Genomic DNA, 16,255 nt, shown 5'->3' on the forward strand with positions numbered 1-16,255 from the left:
CTCGTGGTTGCCGTGGCGCGGTGATCCTGGTTCCGTGCCGGCGGGGCCTGTCGCGTACGGCAGCGCGCGCTCCGCGTCCGGCCCGGACGGGCCGCGCACCGCGGCTCGGGTTCCGCCGCGTCCGCGCCGTCAGGCCGTCGCTCAGCCCAGCGCGTGCTCCAGGGCCCGCAGGAACCGGTCGATCGTCGAGCGGTCCCGGACCGCCAGGCGCAGCCACTGTTCGTCGAGGCCGGGGAAGGTGTCCCCGCGGCGGACGGCGAACCCCAGGTCGCGCAGCCGCCGCCGGACCCCGGCCGCGTCCGGCAGCCGGACGAGCACGAAGGGGCCCTCCGCCGGTTCCGCCACCCGCAGGCCCTTCGGGGCGAACTCCTCCAGGCCCGCGAGGAGATGGGCCCGGTCGGCGGCGATGCGGTGGGCGGCGTGGGCCGCCTCGGCCAGCGCCCGAGGCTCCACGCAGGCCGCCGCCGCGGCCAGCGCGGGCGTGGACACCGGCCACAGCGGCTGGGCCCGCTCCAGCTCCGCGATCGTCTCCGGGGCGGCGAGGACGTAGCCGATGCGCAGCCCGGCCAGGCCCCAGGTCTTGGTCAGGCTGCGCAGGACGACCAGTCCGGGTACGTCGGTGCGGCCGGCCAGCGCCTCCCGCTCGCCCGGGACCGCGTCCATGAACGCCTCGTCCACCACCAGCGTCCGCCCCGGCCGGGCCAGCGCGGCGATCCCGGCCGCCGGGTGCAGCACCGAGGTCGGGTTGGTGGGGTTGCCGATCACCACCAGGTCCGCCTCCTCGGGCACGGCCGCCGGGTCGAGCCGGAAGCCGTCCGCCTCCCGCAGCAGGACCCGGTCCACGGTGTGCCCGGCGTCCCGCAGCGCCGCCTCCGGCTCGGTGAACTGCGGGTGCACCACCACCGGGCGGCGCACCTTCAGGGCGCGCGCCAGCAGCACGAACGCCTCGGCGGCGCCCGCCGTCAGCAGCACCCGCTCCGCCGGCAGCCCGTGCCGGGCCGCGACCGCCGCCCGTTCCGCCCGCCCGTCCGGGTAGGCGGCCAGCGTGCCGAGGGAGCCGGCGATGCGCTCCCGCAGCCACGGCGGGGGAGTCTCCGCGCGGACGTTCACCGCGAGGTCGACCAGGTCCGCGCCGTCGTCCCGCATCTCGGCGTCACCGTGGTGCCGCAGGTCGTGTCCCTCAGTGCTCATCGCCGTGTCCTCTCGTGCGCGGTTCACCCGCGACCGCCTCCCGGTACCGCTCCATCACCAGCTCCAGCAGCTCGGGCTCCGCACCGATCACCCCGGCCGTGACCACCTCGGTCTCCGGACGCGCCTCGGCCCATCCCTCGGCCTGCTGCCGCATCCGGTCCGGCAGCACCCCGGGGAACAGGAAGTACGGCAGCACCGCGATCCGTCGCGCGCCGAGCCGTACGCACCGGTCCAGGCCGCTCGGCACGTCCGGTGCCGCGAGCGACACGAACGCCGTCTCCACACCCGCGTACCCGCGCCCCTCCCACAGCAGCCGGGCCGCCGCGTGCACCTCGGCGTTGGCGGCGGGATCGGTGGATCCGGGGCCGGTGAGCAGTACGGTGACGTCCGCGCGGCTCCCGGGGTCCCGCCCGCCGAGCGCCTCGTCGAGCCGTCGCTCCAGCACGTCCAGGAGCGCGGGGCGCGGCCCCAGGGGGCGGCCGTAGGAGCAGGAGAGCCCGGGGTGGCGCTCCCGCTCGCGGTCCAGCGCCGCCCGGATGCCGTCCCGGGCCTGCCCGGCGGACAGCAGTGTCAGCGGCACCGCGGCGACGCTGCGGGCGCCGCGCTCCACGAGTTCGGCGACCGCGGCGCCGAGCGGCGGCTCGGCCCGTTCCACGAAGCCGCCCGCGACGGACAGCTCCGGGTGCCGGCGGGCCAGCTCCCGGACGAGGCCCCGGAAGGCCTCGGCGCCCGCCTCGTCGCGAGTGCCGTGGCCTGCGACGAGCAGGGCGGGCGGTGGGCTGGTCACGGCTTCTCCTCAAGGCGGGCGGGGTGGTGGTGCGGGACGGCGGTGGAGCCGGGCCCGGGACGTCGTACCACGGCGCAGGTGGCCAGGGCCGACTTCCGCTTGGGCACGAGGAGTTCACCGCCGTGCCGGAGGGCCGAGGCCTCGGCGACCGACGGGGTGCCCACGGCCGCGAGCGCGGCGGCGGAGGGGTTCGGCACGGCCACGGAAGCCAGTTCGGCGGCGGCGTACGTCACCAGCGGCACCCCCAGCCGCCGTGCCGCCTCCACGATGCCGGGTTCCTCCGACTTGGCGTCCACGGTGGCGAGTTCGGCGACCGACCGGACCGGCAGGCCCGCCAGCGCGCCGTGGATCAGCGTCAGCAACTCCTCGGCGGACACTCCCGTCGAGGCGCCGACGCCGACGACCAGGCCCGGCTCGGGTGGAGTCCTGCCGTCGGGGGCGTCGGCCATGGGGTCGGTCCTCTTCTTGCGGAGCGTGGGCGGGGTCTGCGGGGCGTGGGTGGGGTCTGCGGGGAAAAGTCAGTGGGCACGCGGGCGTCGGACACGCGCGGACGCCCGCCGATCCGATAGCAAGGCACCATGGCGGTCCTTGTCGCGCTCGGCGCGTTCCTGATGACGCTGGCCGGCGGCTGGACGGCCCAGCGGGTGACCGACCGTCGCCATCTGGTGCTGGGCCTCGCGGGGGGCCTGATGCTGGGCGTGGTCGGGCTCGACCTGCTGCCCGAGGCGCTGGAGGCGGCGGGCGAGGAGATCTACGGCGTCCCGGCCGCGCTGCTGCTGTTCGTGGCCGGGTTCCTCCTGGCCCACCTGGTGGAGCGGCTGCTGGCGGTCCGTCAGGCGGCGCACGGCGCCGAGGAGTCGGACGGGCGGACCCCCGAGGTCGGCCTCACGGCGGCCGCGGCGATGGTCGGCCACAGCGCGATGGACGGGGTCGCGATCGGCGCGGCCTTCCAGGTCGGCGGCGGCATGGGCGCGGCCGTCGCGCTCGCGGTGGTCGCGCACGACTTCGCGGACGGCTTCAACACGTACACGATCACCAGCCTGTACGGGAACGCCCGCAAGCGGGCGCTCGCCATGCTGTACGCGGACGCGTTCGCGCCCGTGGTGGGTGCGGCCCTGACTACCTTCGTGACCATTCCCGAGGGACTGCTCGGCGGCTATCTGGGCCTGTTCGGCGGCGCGCTGCTCTACCTCGCGGCGGCGGAGATCCTGCCCGAGGCCCACCATCAGCACCCGGCCCGCTCCACGGTGCTGTGCACGATCGCCGGGGCGGCGTTCATCTGGCTGGTGGTGGGCACGGCCGGCGGCTGACCGCCCCGCGGCGACGTTCGTCGGCCTGCCTCTCACGGCCTGGCGCACCTCTCCACGAACCGGCCGGCCACCTCGGGCCGGGCCGCCCAGTGAGTGTGCAGATAGCTCGCGTGCACGCCCTGTTGCACGAAGCCCTCCACCCGCCGGTGCGGGGTGTGCATGCCCCAGGCGGGAGCCGCCCCGGCGCCCGGCTCCACCACGGTCCGGTGGAACTCGTGCCCGCGCATCCGGGTCCCGGCGGCGGCGAGCGAGCTGTCGCCGACGGCCACCGCGTCCCGGTAGCCGAGCGTGAGCCGCCCGCTCATGCGCGCGCTCGCGTCGAGGACCCCGCACATCGGCTGCCCGTCCAGCTCGCGGCAGAGATAGAGCAGCCCGGCGCACTCCGCGGCGATCGGGGCGCCGTCCGCGGCGAGCGTCGCGACGGCCTTGCGCAGCGGCTCGTTGGCGGACAGCTCGGCGGCGTACATCTCCGGGAACCCGCCCCCGATCACCAGACCGCCGGTGCCCTCGGGCAGCGACTCGTCGCGCAGCGGGTCGAACGGCACGACCTCGGCGCCCGCGGCGGTGAGCAGCTCGGTGTGTTCGGCGTAGGAGAAGGTGAAGGCGGGGCCCGCGGCGAGCGCGACCCGCGCCCGTGCCCCCGCCGGCGAGGCCGGCGGCGGCTCCCAGGTCTCGCAGGACAGCGGGCCCGCGCTCCGCGCCAGCGCCAGCAGCGCCTCCAGGTCGCAGCCCGCGCGCACCTGCTCCGCCATCGCCGCGACGGCGTCCAGGGCCTCCGCCCGCCGCTCCGCGACCGGGATGAGCCCCAGGTGCCGGGAGGGCGTGTCCACCCGGGCGGCCCGCCGTACGACCCCGAGCACGGGCAGCCCGGTCTCGTCCAGGGCGTCCCGCAGCAGCTCCTCGTGCCGGTCGGAGGCGACCTTGTTCAGGATGACGCCGCCGAGCCGCACCTCGGGATCCCAGGAGGCGAACCCGTGCACGAGCGCCGCCACCGAACGGGACTGCGAGGAGGCGTCCACCACCAGCACCACCGGCGCCCGCAGCAGCTTCGCCACCTGCGCCGTGGACGCCAATTCACCCTGCCCGGCGGCCCCGTCGTACAGGCCCATCACGCCCTCGACCAGGGCGAGGTCGCAGCCGCGCGCCCCGTGCCGGAACAGCGGCCCGACCCGTTCGGGCCCGCACATGTACGCGTCGAGGTTGCGTCCCACCCGCCCGGTCGCGAGCGCGTGGTAACCGGGGTCGATGTAGTCCGGCCCCACCTTGTGCGGGGACACGGCGAGGCCCCGCTCGGTGAAGGCGGCCATCAGCCCCGTGGTGATGGTGGTCTTGCCGCTGCCCGAGGCGGGCGCGGCGACGACCAGCCGGGGGACCTGGGACATCACCACTCGATGCCCCTCTGCCCCTTCTGCCCGGCGTCCATCGGGTGCTTGACCTTGGACATGTCGGTCACCAGGTCGGCGAAGTCCACCAGCTGCGCGGGCGCGTTCCGCCCGGTGATCACGACGTGCTGGGTGCCGGGCCGGTCGCGCAGCACCTGGACGACCTCGTCCGGGTCGACCCAGCCCCAGTGCATCGGGTAGGCGAACTCGTCGAGGACGTACAGCTTGTAGCGCTCGGCCGCGAGGTCCCGCTTGACCTGCTCCCAGCCCTCCTTGGCCTTCTCCTCGTTGTCGAGCTGCGCGTCGCGCTGCACCCAGGACCAGCCCTCGCCCATCTTGTGCCAGTCGACCGTGCCGCCCTCGCCACAGGCGCCGAGCACCCGCAGCGCGTTCTCCTCGCCGACCTTCCACTTCGCCGACTTGACGAACTGGAACACCCCGATGGGCCACCCCTGGTTCCAGGCGCGCAGCGCCATGCCGAACGCGGCGGTCGACTTGCCCTTCCCCACGCCCGTGTGCACCATCACCAGCGGCCGGTTCCGACGCTGACGCGTCGTCAGTCCGTCCTGCGGCACCACACTCGGCTGCCCCTGAGGCATTACGCGGCCCTCCTCTGTACGTCCTTCACCAGACCGGCGATGCTGTCCGCCCGCAGCTCGTCGAGGGTCACCGCCGTACCCCCCAGTTCGCCCGCGAGCTGCCCCGCGAGCCCCAGGCGCACCATCCCCGACTCGCAGTCGACGACCACCGAGGCGACCTGCTCGGCCGCGAACAGCCGGGCCGCCCGGCCGGCCAGCGCGACCGGCTCGGGGCCGCCGGTGGCCCGCCCGTCGGTCACCAGGACCAGCAGCGGACGCCGCGCCGGGTCCCTGAGCCGCTCGATCCGCAGCACCTCGTGGGCCTTCAGCAGCCCGGCCGCCAGCGGTGTGCGCCCACCGGCCGGCAGCGACTCCAGCCGGGCCGCGGCGGCGTCCACCGACGAGGTCGGCGGCAGCGCCACGTCCGCGGCCGTCCCCCGGAACGTCACCAGCCCCACCTTGTCCCGCCGCTGGTAGGCGTCGAGCAGCAGCGACAGCACCGCGCCCTTCACGGCACTCATCCGCTGCCGCGCGGCCATCGACCCGGAGGCGTCCACGACGAACAGCACGAGATTGCCCTCGCGCCCCTCCCGGACCGCCTGCCGCAGATCGTCCCGCCGTACGACGAGCCCCGGCCCGGACCGGCCGCGCGCCCGCTGCTGCGGGGCCGCCGCCTGCACGGTCGCCGCCAGGTGCAGCTTCGTCAGCGTGCCGCGCGGCCTGCGGGCCCCGGTGGTCCGCCCGTGCTCGGTCCGCGCCCGGGACCGCCGCCCGGCGGCACCCTGGCCGATCCCGGGCACGCTCAGCACCTTGGTGCGGAACGGCTCGGCGGCCCGTACGGCGGACTGCTCGCCCGCGCCGGCCGGCCGGGGCCGGCCGTTCTCGCCGTCCTCGGGCGGTGCCCCCGTCTCCCCGCCCTGGGGACCGGTCTCGGGCGCGGGTGCCCCGCCGCCCCCGCCCCCGCCGGGGCCCTGCGGACCGGGACCGGGACCGGGGTCGGGGTCCTCGGGGCCGGGATCGTCGTCGCCGGAGAACTCCTCCAGCGTCCGGTCGAGCTTGTCCTCGTCCAGACCCGGCGCGTCGAAGGGGTTGCGGCGCCGGCGGTGCGGCAGCGCCAGCAGCGCGGCCTGCCGTACGTCCTCGGCCAGCACGTCCGTCCGCCCGGCCCAGGCCGCCAGCGCGGTCGCGGTGCGCGCCATCACGATGTCGGCCCGCATGCCGTCCACCTCGAAGGCGGCGCAGGTCGCCGCGATCTGCCGCAGCGCCTCGTCGCCGAGCTCCACCGAGGGCAGCAACTCCCGCGCCGTGACGATGCGTTGGCGCACCGCTGCCTCCTCGTCGGCCCATCGGGCGGCGAAGCCCGAGGGATCGTCGTCGTAGGCGAGCCGCCGCCGGACCACCTCCACCCGCTGGTCGGGCTCGCGCGAGGCCGAGACCTCCACGGTCAGCCCGAACCGGTCGAGCAACTGCGGCCGCAGCTCGCCCTCCTCGGGGTTCATCGTCCCGACGAGCAGGAACCGCGCGGCGTGCCGCACCGAGACGCCCTCGCGCTCGACGTAGGACGCGCCCATCGCGGCCGCGTCCAGCAGCAGGTCGACCAGGTGGTCGTGGAGGAGGTTGACCTCGTCCACGTAGAGCAGACCCCGGTGGGCGTCGGCCAGCAGGCCGGGCTCGAACGCCTTCACGCCCTCCGCGAGGGCCCGCTCGATGTCCAGCGCGCCGACCAGCCGGTCCTCGGAGGCGCCGACGGGCAGCTCCACCATCCGGGCGGCGCGGGCACCGCCGCTGCCGGGCTCATGGGGTCCGTCCGGGCAGGCCGGATCGGGCCGCTCGGGGTCGCAGGAGAAGCGGCAGCCGGGGACGACGGACACCTCGGGCAGCAGCGCCGACAGGGCGCGTACCGCCGTCGACTTGGCGGTGCCCTTCTCGCCCCGCACGAGGACACCGCCGACCGCCGGCGACACCGCGTTCAGCAGCAGCGCCAGGCGCAGGTCGTCCTGGCCGACCACGGCCGTGAACGGGAAAGGGGTGGTCACTGTCGGCCCTCCGAGTCGCCTTGCGCCTGCGGACGTATGACGTCGCCTCGCGCTTCCGTATGGATGACACCCGCCGGCGCGCTCACGCGGGCGCTCCCGGCGGCACGAACGGCAGTCCGGCCGGCGCGCCCGACTCGATGAGCCGCCACAGCGCGTCGGTGTCCGCGTGCTGCTCGATCAGATCCCCGAGCCGGTCCAGCTGCTCCTCGCGCAGCGCGGCGAAGGAGGTGCCGGCGGCCGGTACGAACCGGCGCCCCGAGGCCGCCGCCACCTCGCGCAGGAACGCGCGCCGGAAGCCGTCCGACTCCAGCGAGCCGTGCCAGTGAGTGCCCCAGGTCTGCCCGACCCGGCAGCCGTCCAGGGCGTGCCCCTCGGCATCGGTCATGAACGCCTCCCCACCGGTGACGTCGGCGACCCCGTGATGGATCTCGTACCCCTCGACCGGCTCGCCCAGGGCCTCGCCGGACGGACGGGTGAGGGTCTTCTCGCGGGCGAACCGCACCCGCACCGGCAGCACGCCCAACGCCTCGACCACGCCCTCGCGGCTCTCCACCTCGTCCTCGATCCGCTCGCCGAGGATCTGGTAGCCGCCGCAGATCCCGAGCACCGGCAGCCCCTCGGCGGCCCTTCGGCGCAGGGCGTCGGCGAGCCCCCGCTCGCGCAGCCACGCCAGCGCTCGGACCGTGCCCCGGGTGCCGGGCACCACGACCAGGTCGGCGTCGGCCAGTTCCTCGGGCCGGTCCACGAACCGCACCACGACGCCCGGTTCGGCGGCCAGCGCGTCGACGTCGGTGAAGTTCGACATCAGCGGGATCGCGCAGACCGCGACCCGCAGCACGTCCGCCCCGACGGGCGGCGCGACCGACGACTCCCGGACCGTGCCGCGCAGCGACACCCGCAGTCCGTCCTCCTCGTCGATCCCGAGCCCGTGCCGGAAGGGCAGCACCCCGAACGTCGGCCGTCCGGTGAGCCCGAGCAGCATGTCCAGGCCCGGCTCCAGCAGGGAGACGTCGCCGCGGAACTTGTTCACCAGGAACCCGGCGATCAGCGCCTGGTCCTCGGGGGAGAGCAGCGCGACGGTACCGAAGAACGAGGCGAACACCCCGCCGCGGTCGATGTCGCCGACCACGACCACGGGCAGCCCCGCGTTGCGCGCTATGCCCATGTTCACGATGTCGGTGCGCCGTAGATTGATCTCGGCCGGCGATCCGGCACCCTCGCAGATCACCGCGTCGTAGTCGGCACGCAGCTCGGCCAGACAGTCCAGCACCGTGCCGAGGAGCCGCTGCTGCCGTCCGCCGTGGTAGCCGCGCGCGCTCAACTCGCCCACGGGCTTGCCCATCAGGACGACCTGACTGCTCTGCTCGCCGCCCGGCTTCAGCAGCACGGGATTCATCAGCGCGCTCGGCTCGATCCGGCAGGCCTGGGCCTGCATGGCCTGCGCCCGCCCGATCTCGGCCCCCTCGCGGGTCACGAAGGAGTTCAGCGACATGTTCTGCGCCTTGAACGGGGCCACCTTGACGCCCTGGCGCACCAGCCACCGGCAGATCCCCGCGGTGACCACGCTCTTCCCCGCGTCGGAGGTCGTCCCGGCGACCAGCAGTCCGCCCCCACTCATGACGTGCCCCCCTTCAGCGCGGCACGCGCCGCGACGCTGACGCCCAGGGCCAGCCATCCCACCCGCCGGGACAGCCGGACGGCCCGCTCGATGTCCGTGACCGCCACGGCCCGCCCCGGGCCGTTCAGCACCGGCCGGTGCTCGACACGTCCCCCGTACGACAGGGTCCCGCCCAGGCGCACCCCCAGGGCGCCGGCGAACGACGCCTCCACCGGCCCGGCGTTGGGGCTCGGGTGCTTGCCGGCGTCGGCGCGCCAGGCGCGTAGCGCACCCCGGGGATTCCCCCCGGCGGCGGTGGCCAGGGCGGCGGTCAGCCGGGCCCCCGGCCAGCCGGCGACGTCGTCGAGGCGGGCCGAGGCCCAGCCGTAGCGCCGGTAGCGGGGCGACTTGTGGCCGACCATGGCGTCCAGGGTGTTGACGGCCCGGAAGCCCAGCAGGCCCGGCACCCCGCCGACGGCCCCCCAGACCAGGGCGCCCACCACCGCGTCGGAGGTGTTCTCGGCGACGGACTCCACGACCGCCCGCGCGATCCCGTCGGCGTCCAGGGCCTGCGGGTCCCGCCCGCACAGATGCGGCAGCCGCGCCCGCGCGGCCTCCACGTCGCCGGACTCCAGGGCGCGCCCGACGCCCCGCGCCTCCCGGGCCAGTGAGGTGCCCCCCACCACGGCCCAGGTGGCGGCGGCGGTCAGCGCGACGGAGGCGGCGGGGGAGCGGCGGGCGGCCGCGGCGGCCAGTGAGCCCACGGCCACGGCACCGCCCGCGCAGACGGCGGTGTGCAGCGCGCCGCGGCCCCGGTCGTCCCGCCACAGCAGCCGTTCCACGGCACCCGCGGCGCGGCCGAACACGGCGACCGGGTGCCCGCGGCGCGGATCGCCGAGGAGCAGGTCACCCAGGAGGCCGGTGGCGGCGCCGTACGCGAAGACGCGATCGGCCCGCATCGGCTCAGCCGGCCGAGCGGTCGTTCGGAACCCGGGCGTCGCGCCGGGCGGAGAACCGGTAGAACCGGGAGAACCGGTCCTTGCACCTCGGGGGGCAGCCGCGCATGGCGATACGTCCTCACTCAGGGTGTCCGCGCCCTGGCTCGACTGGATGGGCGGTGAGAGTTCCTGGCTCCCGGGGGATTGCTACCCCGGTGACAGTGGCGGGACCGCGCCGGAGTCGCACCGGCTTCCTCTTCTGCCGCCCTACATGGCCCGGGCAGTCCACCACGGGTCCCGAAGGGCCGTCAACTTGCCTTTGACCTGCGAAGGGAGAGTGTGCTGTGGCCCACATCGGCAGGTCAGAAACCCGCCCTGTGGGGACGGCGTCGGACGCCGTCCCCACAGGGCGGGTGGAGGAGTGCGGGCCGGGTCAGGCCACGATCAGATAGATGCCGTAGCCCACCGCCGCCGCGCACGCGGCGAAGCAGGCGTACGCGCCGGTGACCGCGAGGGCGGCGGAGCCGCCCTGTTCCGCCGCGCGCTCGCGACGGGACAGGCCCTGGATGCCGAGGGTGAACAGGGCCACCAGCGCCACGGTGACCACGAGGCTGACGCCGAAGACGGAGCCGAGAGCCGCCCAGTCGATCTTCATGATGCTTCTTCCTTAACCGGGTGGGGGGTCAGACGGTGGCCTGCGACGGCGCCGGATCGCCGGCCGGGGCCGGGATGGTCGCCGCGAGGTCCTCGGTCACCGGGCCGGCCGGCGGCGGGGTCACCGCGGCCATCGCCTGGGTCACGACGCCCACGGGCTCCTCGGTCTCGTTGACGTTGGTGTGGTCCACGACCTCACGGCGCGAGATCTTCCAGATCGCGGCGCTGGAGCCGATCAGGAACACCGCGACGAGGGCGGTGCCCCAGTCACCGAACCCGCAGACCCACTCGGCGAGCGCGGCGACCAGGGCCGCGGCCGGAAGCGTCAGGCCCCAGGCGACGAACATCCGGGTCGCGGTGGACCAGCGGACCACACCCCCCTTGCGGCCGAGGCCCGCGCCCATCACCGAACCGGAGACGGAGTGCGTGGTGGAGAGGGAGAAGCCGAGGTGGGAGGAGGCCAGGATGACCGTCGCCGCGCTGGTCTGGGCGGCGAAGCCCTGCTGCGGCTGGAGGTCGGTGAGGCCCTTGCCCATGGTGCGGATGATCCGCCAGCCACCGAGGTAGGTGCCGAGCGCGATGGCCACGCCCGCGGAGAGGATGACCCACATCGGCGGGTCGGAGTCGGGGGCGAGGGTGCCGCCGGCGACGAGGGCGAGGGTGATGATGCCCATCGTCTTCTGCGCGTCGTTGGTGCCGTGGGCCAGCGAGACCAGACCGGCGGAGGCGATCTGCCCGGCGCGGTAGCCCTTCTCGGAGGACTTGCTGCCCTCGGCCTTCTTGCCGAGCGAGTACATCAGCTTCGTCGCCAGCATCGCCGCGAGGCCCGCGACGATCGGGGCGGCGATGGCCGGGATCAGGACCTTGGTGACGAGCACGTCGCCGTGGACGGCACCGACGCCGGCCGAGGCGATGGTCGCGCCGATCAGACCGCCCATGAGGGCGTGCGAGGAGCTGGAGGGGAGTCCGACCAGCCAGGTCAGGAGGTTCCAGAGGATCGCACCGACCAGGGCGGCGAATATGACCTCGGGACGGATGCCGGTCTCGTCGACGAGACCCTTGGAGATCGTGTTGGCGACCTCCACCGACAGGAAGGCGCCGACAAGGTTCAGCACGGCGGACATGGCCACCGCGACCTTGGGCTTGAGCGCGCCGGTCGAGATGGTGGTGGCCATCGCGTTGGCGGTGTCGTGGAAACCGTTCGTGAAATCGAACGCGAGTGCGGTGACCACCACAATCGCGAGGATCAGCGAGAAGTTTTCCATTTACCCAGGCAATCGTTCGAGGTCATTGGCCGGACGAACGTAGGTAACCTGAATGAACGGAAGGTGAACTGAAGCGGGCCGCGTGGTGTCCGGAGGGAATGCTCCGTCTCATGTCGGCTCCGCGCGGCCCGGCGCGCCCCAGTTGCCCCAAGGATCAGGAGCCGCGGGCGAACCTCCGCAGCTGGTCCAGGGACCCGTTGAAGAGATTCTGGTCACCCGGCAGCCTGCCGCCGTTGTCGTACTGCCAGAAGGTCCACGTCGACCAGCCGGCCGGCAGGGTTCCCGGGCCCGCCGAGTCGTAGCGGGCCACCCACAGCGGGTGCCGCGCGGCGAAGGCCCGGCTGGATCCGGTGCAGCCGTTCCACCAGTGCGCGGTCGTGTAGATCGCCGGCCGGCGGCCGGTCAGCCGGTGCACCTCGGCGCTGAACGCCTTGATCCAGGCGGCCATCCCCGACCGGCTCAGCCCGTAGCACTTCTCGTCCCTGTCGTACGGGTTGTACTCGATGTCGAGCGCGGGCGGCAGCGTCCAGCCGTCCGCCGTCCAGCCACCGCCGTGGCGCACGAAGTGCGCGGCCTGGGTTTTGCCCGAGGACCGGTCCGGCAGCGCGAAATGGTACGCCCCGCGGATCAGGCCCGCCTCGCGCGAGCCGTTGTACTGCCGGGCGAAGTAGGGGTTGCGGTAGGTGTGCGACTCGGTCGCCTTGACGTAGACGAACCGGGCCCCCTTCGCCCTGGCGCCCGGCCAGTCCACGTCCCTCTGGTGGGACGAGACGTCGTGGCCCTCGGGCCGGCTCGCCGCCGCGGCCGGGATCTCCGCCAGCGCGCTGCCGCCGATGGCCAGTACGGCCACCGACGCCGCCAGCAGGCGGGCGCGACGGCGGGGCGGTTTGTGATCAGGAACCATGTTTCCCCCCGAATAACGGTGTGTGCGGCAAATCAGCCAGAGAGTAGTGGAAGGCCGGACTCTGTCCGGCGATCTCCGGCCAACCGTCCGTGCCGCACGCCGTCCGGCCTGGCAGGATCGCGGCATGGCTGAGCGGCGAGGTGACCGGCGGGACACGGGGGAAGCGGGGGAAGCGGGCGAGCCGTGGCGCGCCGGTGCGCGGCCCGAGGAGGCGGACGCCTGGGAGGAGCTGATCGCCACCGCCCGCCGGACCGTGTCCGAGGGGCTGGTCGTGGGCACCTCCGGCAATGTCTCGGTGCGCGCCGGGGAGACGGTCCTGGTCACCCCCACGGGGGTCCCGTACGACCGGCTCACGCCGCGGGACGTGACGGGCGTCGACCTCACCGGCCGGCAGGTGCTCGGAACGCTCCGGCCGACCAGCGAACTCCCCATGCACCTCGCCGTGTACCGCGCCACCGACGCGCGCGCCGTCGTCCACACCCACGCGGTGCACGCCACGGCCGTCTCGACGCTGGTACCGGAGGTCCCGGCGATCCACTACGTCACCGCCGACCTCGGCGGCCCCGTCCGGGTCGCCCCGTACGCGACCTACGGCACCGAGGAGTTGGCCGAGAACATGCTGCGGGCCCTGACCGGCCGCACCGCCTGCCTCCTCCAGAACCACGGCACGGTGGCGTACGGCACGAGCCTCACGCAGGCCCACGACCGCACGGCACAGCTGGAGTGGATGTGCCGGGTCTGGCTCGCGGCCTCCTCGGTCCCCGGCCTGACCCCGAGCCTCCTCGGCGCCGACCGGCTGGACGAGGTGGCCGACCGGCTCAGGGGCTACGGCCAGCCGACCTGACGGCGCCGCCGTCCCCTCCACTGGCCGCTCGCGGGGTCCGACAGGACACTGGTCTCGTGCGCACTGTCACCGCGACGGCCGCTGCCGTCACCATGACCCTGGCCGCCGGTGCGGCGAGCGTGGCCGCCGGGCGGCTCGCCAGCGACGCCGCCCTCAAGGCGCCCCCCGGCAGGCCGCTGCCGACCGAACCCCGGCTCACCGTGCACCGCACCGAGGCCGACCGGATCACGCTCACCCGTGACCTGGCCGCCCTGCGCCCCGGCACCTACGGCCTCGGCGGCGACGGCTCCCACGCCGTCGTCGGCTCCGTCCTCGACGACGCGCCCCACACCGCCGACACCGTGGTGCGCCGCCTGGAGCGCGTCACCCATGGCGACCTCAGCCCCGGCGACCACGTCTGGCTCACCCCGAACGTCCACGTCGGCGACCCGGGCGCGGCACTCGGCCTCGACCACGCCGACGTCGACATCCCCGGCGAGCTGGGCTCACTGCCCGCGTGGTTCGTCCCCGGCACCCGCACCACTTGGATCATCGCGGTGCACGGCCTGGGCACCACCCGCGAACTCGCCATGAACGTGATGGGCTTCCTCGCCGGCCGCAAGTTCCCGGTGCTCGCCCTCGCCTACCGCGGCGACCTCGGCGCCCCCCGCTCCCCGGACGGCCTGAACCACCTCGGCGAGACCGAGTGGCGCGACCTGGACGCCGCGATGCGCTACGCCGTGCGCTACGGCGCCGAACAGATCGTCCTGCTCGGCTGGTCGACCGGCGCCACGATGGCCCTGCGCGCCGCCGCCCGCTCCGGGCTGCGCGACCGCGTCTCCGGACTGGTCCTGGACTCCCCGGTCCTCGACTGGGAGGACACCCTGCGCGCCCTCGCCTCGGCCCGCCACACCCCCGCCCCGCTGCTCCCGCTCGCGGTCCGCGCCGCCCAGGGACGCACGGGCCTGTACGGAGACCGCGCCGGCCCCGACGGCAGCCCGGACCGGCTCACCGTCCCCACCCTGATCTTCCACGGCCCCGACGACACGGTCGCCCCCTGGATCCACTCCCGCCGCCTGGCCCAGGCCCGCCCCGACCTGGTCGCCCTCCAGACCGTCCGGCGCGCCCCGCACAGCGCCATGTGGAACCCCGACCCCAAGTCCTACGAGGAATCCCTGCGCCGCTTCCTGACCCCCCTCATGTGAGGACCGCCAACGGGAGGACCCCCGCCGGACCAGGTCCCGGACCTTCCGTTTAAAGCGGTACGACTGGCCTGTTACCGGTCCTCCGGCGCCCGCGAGGACCCGTGCGTTGGCCAGTCCCGTCGCCGCTCGTGACATTCCGTTTGGGATTTCGGACCGTCAACCGGAAGACTGCACCCGTGACGTCCCGTATCCCGCGCGACTCCAGGCTTCGACTCGTCCGCCCGCGACCCCTGGCCGCCGCCCCCAGAGCTGTCAATCAGCGGCGCCCGCGCCGTGCCGCCCCCCGGCCTCCGGAGGGCACCCCGGCCCCCGCCGAACTGGCCGGAATGGCTCGATCCGGCCTGGCCGCCGCCGCCCGTGTCGCCCGCTGGGCCGACGCCACCCTGCGCCCCGCCCGCGACGGCGCGCGCCCCGACGGCAAGGGCACCCTCTCCGACGCGACCGCCGAACGGGCGGCCGCCGACCTCGCCCTGACCGTGGCTCAGGTCCGCGCGGACTGGGACACCGCCCGCCTCGCCGGTCTGATCGAGGTGCACGGCGACACCGCCCGCCCCGGCTGGCGGTTGCGCGCCTGGGACCGGGACGACAGCGCCGTACTGCGCGGCTGGGTCGCCCTCTTCGACGCCTGGTCGCTCGCCTACCCGGAGTCCGCCGACCACCGGCCCGCCGCGGTCGCCGAGGTCGTCTCGGCCATGCCGCAGCTGCTCTCCTTCCTCCAGCTGTCCGCCGGACCCGTCCCGGTGGCCCAGCTCCTGGACCTGCTGGAGCAGCGCGTCACGGAACTGCGCACCGAGCGCTGCGAGATCCCCTACGGCCCGCAGCCCGAGCCGGACCCCGAGGCCCGCGACACCGACACCCCGCTCGCCCCGCTCCTCGACTGGGCCCTGCACGCCCTCGCCTCCGTCGGCGCCCTCACCTGCGGCGACGGCCAGGCCACGCTCACCCCGCTCGGGAGCTGGGCGGTCTGGGTCAAACTGGAGCAGATCTGCGTCGCCGCGCAGAGCCCCGCCGGGAACATCGAGCAGGCCGCCGAGGACATGCTCCGCGGCTGCGCCCAGCTCCGCCCCAACGCCGCCCGCGCCGAGTACCGCGCCTGGCTGGCCGCCCGCCCCGTCGGCGGTGCCGTCACCGAGCTGATCCAGGCCGCCCGCGGCGAGGACGCCCTGCTGCGCGGCCTCGCCTTCGAGGCCCTGCGCGTGGTCGGCGCCCCCGCCGAGCCCGACGTACGGTCCGTGGCCGAGGAGCCCGCGCTCCGGCCGTACGCGCTGCTGTGGCTGGCCGAGCACGACGGGGTGGATCCCGAGGACGCGCACGAGGTGCTCACCCGCCACGAGGCCACCTGGCTCTGGGTCGACACCGCCGCCGCGGTCGCCGACCACGGCGAGGCCCCCATGCTGGTGCGCCACCTGGAGTCCGCGCTCCAGCCGACCGTCCCCGCCCTCCTCGACGAGGTCCGCGCCGTCGGTCACCCCCGCACCGTGCAGGTCCTGGTCGCCCTCGCCGCGGCCCACCCCGACCCGGCGCTGGCCAAGGCCGTCCGCCGCGCCGCCTTCCAGGTGCACACCGGCGGCAGCTAGGCCGCCGC

At 75.1% G+C, this 16,255-nt stretch carries 14 protein-coding genes, 1 pseudogene and 1 riboswitch; of the genes and pseudogenes, 4 read left to right on the plus strand and 11 right to left on the minus strand.

Annotated elements, in window-relative coordinates; translation table 11 throughout:
* Positions 1-141 precede the first annotated feature (141 nt).
* The 3 genes and pseudogenes from cobC to AB0E07_RS19425 all read right to left on the minus strand — a co-directional run.
* Positions 142-1,191 carry an Rv2231c family pyridoxal phosphate-dependent protein CobC gene (gene cobC / locus AB0E07_RS19415; RefSeq protein WP_362253109.1) on the minus strand — a complete coding sequence of 350 codons (1,050 nt, stop codon included), beginning with the start codon at positions 1,189-1,191 and terminating at the stop codon, positions 142-144.
* Positions 1,181-1,978, minus strand: coding sequence for a sirohydrochlorin chelatase (locus tag AB0E07_RS19420; protein ID WP_362253112.1), 798 nt, complete (start codon positions 1,976-1,978; stop codon positions 1,181-1,183). The genes cobC and AB0E07_RS19420 overlap by 11 nt, the downstream gene beginning before the upstream one ends.
* 35 nt (positions 1,979-2,013) lie before the next feature.
* Positions 2,014-2,391, minus strand: a pseudogene (locus AB0E07_RS19425) (cobalamin biosynthesis protein); the annotation flags it as partial.
* 165 nt (positions 2,392-2,556) lie between these two features.
* Between AB0E07_RS19425 and AB0E07_RS19430 the strand changes: the two are divergent.
* Positions 2,557-3,288, plus strand: a complete 732-nt coding sequence (locus tag AB0E07_RS19430) for a ZIP family metal transporter (RefSeq protein ID WP_362253115.1) — start codon at positions 2,557-2,559, stop codon at positions 3,286-3,288.
* Between the two features lie 32 nt (positions 3,289-3,320).
* On the opposite strand, the gene AB0E07_RS19435 is transcribed toward AB0E07_RS19430, so the two are convergent.
* The 8 genes from AB0E07_RS19435 to AB0E07_RS19470 all read right to left on the minus strand — a co-directional run bounded on the left by AB0E07_RS19435 (position 3,321) and on the right by AB0E07_RS19470 (position 12,642).
* Complete coding sequence (locus AB0E07_RS19435; protein WP_362253119.1) at positions 3,321-4,670, minus strand: cobyrinate a,c-diamide synthase; 1,350 nt, start codon at positions 4,668-4,670, stop codon at positions 3,321-3,323.
* Positions 4,670-5,269 (minus strand): cob(I)yrinic acid a,c-diamide adenosyltransferase, encoded by a 600-nt coding sequence (cobO, locus tag AB0E07_RS19440; protein ID WP_362253123.1) that lies wholly within the window; start codon positions 5,267-5,269, stop codon positions 4,670-4,672. Before cobO ends, AB0E07_RS19435 begins: the two co-directional genes overlap by 1 nt.
* Positions 5,269-7,284, minus strand: coding sequence for a putative cobaltochelatase (locus tag AB0E07_RS19445; protein ID WP_362253126.1), 2,016 nt, complete (start codon positions 7,282-7,284; stop codon positions 5,269-5,271). The genes cobO and AB0E07_RS19445 overlap by 1 nt, the downstream gene beginning before the upstream one ends.
* An 82-nt stretch (positions 7,285-7,366) precedes the next feature.
* A complete protein-coding gene (locus AB0E07_RS19450) occupies positions 7,367-8,902 on the minus strand; it encodes a cobyric acid synthase (RefSeq protein WP_362253129.1) in 1,536 nt (511 codons plus the stop codon).
* A complete protein-coding gene (locus tag AB0E07_RS19455) occupies positions 8,899-9,840 on the minus strand; it encodes a cobalamin biosynthesis protein (RefSeq protein WP_362253132.1) in 942 nt (313 codons plus the stop codon). Before AB0E07_RS19455 ends, AB0E07_RS19450 begins: the two co-directional genes overlap by 4 nt.
* 141 nt (positions 9,841-9,981) lie before the next feature.
* A riboswitch (cobalamin riboswitch) is annotated at positions 9,982-10,125 on the minus strand.
* A gap of 127 nt (positions 10,126-10,252) precedes the next feature.
* The gene (locus tag AB0E07_RS19460; RefSeq protein ID WP_362253135.1) at positions 10,253-10,474 is read right to left on the minus strand and encodes a hypothetical protein; all 222 of its coding nucleotides are present in this window, start codon (positions 10,472-10,474) and stop codon (positions 10,253-10,255) included.
* A 28-nt stretch (positions 10,475-10,502) separates the two neighbouring features.
* Positions 10,503-11,738: an inorganic phosphate transporter gene (locus AB0E07_RS19465; protein WP_362253138.1), complete on the minus strand. Its 1,236-nt coding sequence runs from the start codon at positions 11,736-11,738 to the stop codon at positions 10,503-10,505.
* A 154-nt stretch (positions 11,739-11,892) separates the two neighbouring features.
* Positions 11,893-12,642 (minus strand): lysozyme, encoded by a 750-nt coding sequence (locus tag AB0E07_RS19470; protein WP_362253142.1) that lies wholly within the window; start codon positions 12,640-12,642, stop codon positions 11,893-11,895.
* 124 nt (positions 12,643-12,766) lie between these two features.
* On the opposite strand from AB0E07_RS19470, the gene AB0E07_RS19475 reads away from it, so the two are divergent.
* From AB0E07_RS19475 to AB0E07_RS19485, 3 genes are all read left to right on the plus strand, one after another.
* Positions 12,767-13,486, plus strand: a complete 720-nt coding sequence (locus tag AB0E07_RS19475; protein ID WP_362253145.1) for a class II aldolase/adducin family protein — start codon at positions 12,767-12,769, stop codon at positions 13,484-13,486.
* A gap of 56 nt (positions 13,487-13,542) precedes the next feature.
* Entirely contained in the window at positions 13,543-14,670 is a 1,128-nt protein-coding gene (locus AB0E07_RS19480) for an alpha/beta fold hydrolase (RefSeq protein WP_362253148.1), read from the plus strand.
* A 176-nt stretch (positions 14,671-14,846) separates the two neighbouring features.
* Positions 14,847-16,247 carry a hypothetical protein gene (locus AB0E07_RS19485; RefSeq protein WP_362253151.1) on the plus strand — a complete coding sequence of 467 codons (1,401 nt, stop codon included), beginning with the start codon at positions 14,847-14,849 and terminating at the stop codon, positions 16,245-16,247.
* The last annotated feature ends 8 nt before the right edge of the window (positions 16,248-16,255 follow it).

Origin of the sequence: Streptomyces sp. NPDC048002, from assembly GCF_040653275.1 — a bacterium.
Classification (GTDB): Bacteria; Actinomycetota; Actinomycetes; order Streptomycetales; family Streptomycetaceae; genus Streptomyces.

What these genes read in the sequence shown, in the direction of transcription:
- cobC (WP_362253109.1), bottom strand. Translation starts at nt 1,191, where the DNA reads ATGAGCACTGAGGGACACGACCTGCGGCACCACGGTGACGCCGAGATG.
- AB0E07_RS19430 (WP_362253115.1), top strand. Translation starts at nt 2,557, where the DNA reads ATGGCGGTCCTTGTCGCGCTCGGCGCGTTCCTGATGACGCTGGCCGGC.
- AB0E07_RS19435 (WP_362253119.1), bottom strand. Translation starts at nt 4,670, where the DNA reads ATGTCCCAGGTCCCCCGGCTGGTCGTCGCCGCGCCCGCCTCGGGCAGC.
- cobO (WP_362253123.1), bottom strand. Translation starts at nt 5,269, where the DNA reads ATGCCTCAGGGGCAGCCGAGTGTGGTGCCGCAGGACGGACTGACGACG.
- AB0E07_RS19450 (WP_362253129.1), bottom strand. Translation starts at nt 8,902, where the DNA reads ATGAGTGGGGGCGGACTGCTGGTCGCCGGGACGACCTCCGACGCGGGG.
- AB0E07_RS19455 (WP_362253132.1), bottom strand. Translation starts at nt 9,840, where the DNA reads ATGCGGGCCGATCGCGTCTTCGCGTACGGCGCCGCCACCGGCCTCCTG.
- AB0E07_RS19460 (WP_362253135.1), bottom strand. Translation starts at nt 10,474, where the DNA reads ATGAAGATCGACTGGGCGGCTCTCGGCTCCGTCTTCGGCGTCAGCCTC.
- AB0E07_RS19465 (WP_362253138.1), bottom strand. Translation starts at nt 11,738, where the DNA reads ATGGAAAACTTCTCGCTGATCCTCGCGATTGTGGTGGTCACCGCACTC.
- AB0E07_RS19470 (WP_362253142.1), bottom strand. Translation starts at nt 12,642, where the DNA reads ATGGTTCCTGATCACAAACCGCCCCGCCGTCGCGCCCGCCTGCTGGCG.
- AB0E07_RS19475 (WP_362253145.1), top strand. Translation starts at nt 12,767, where the DNA reads ATGGCTGAGCGGCGAGGTGACCGGCGGGACACGGGGGAAGCGGGGGAA.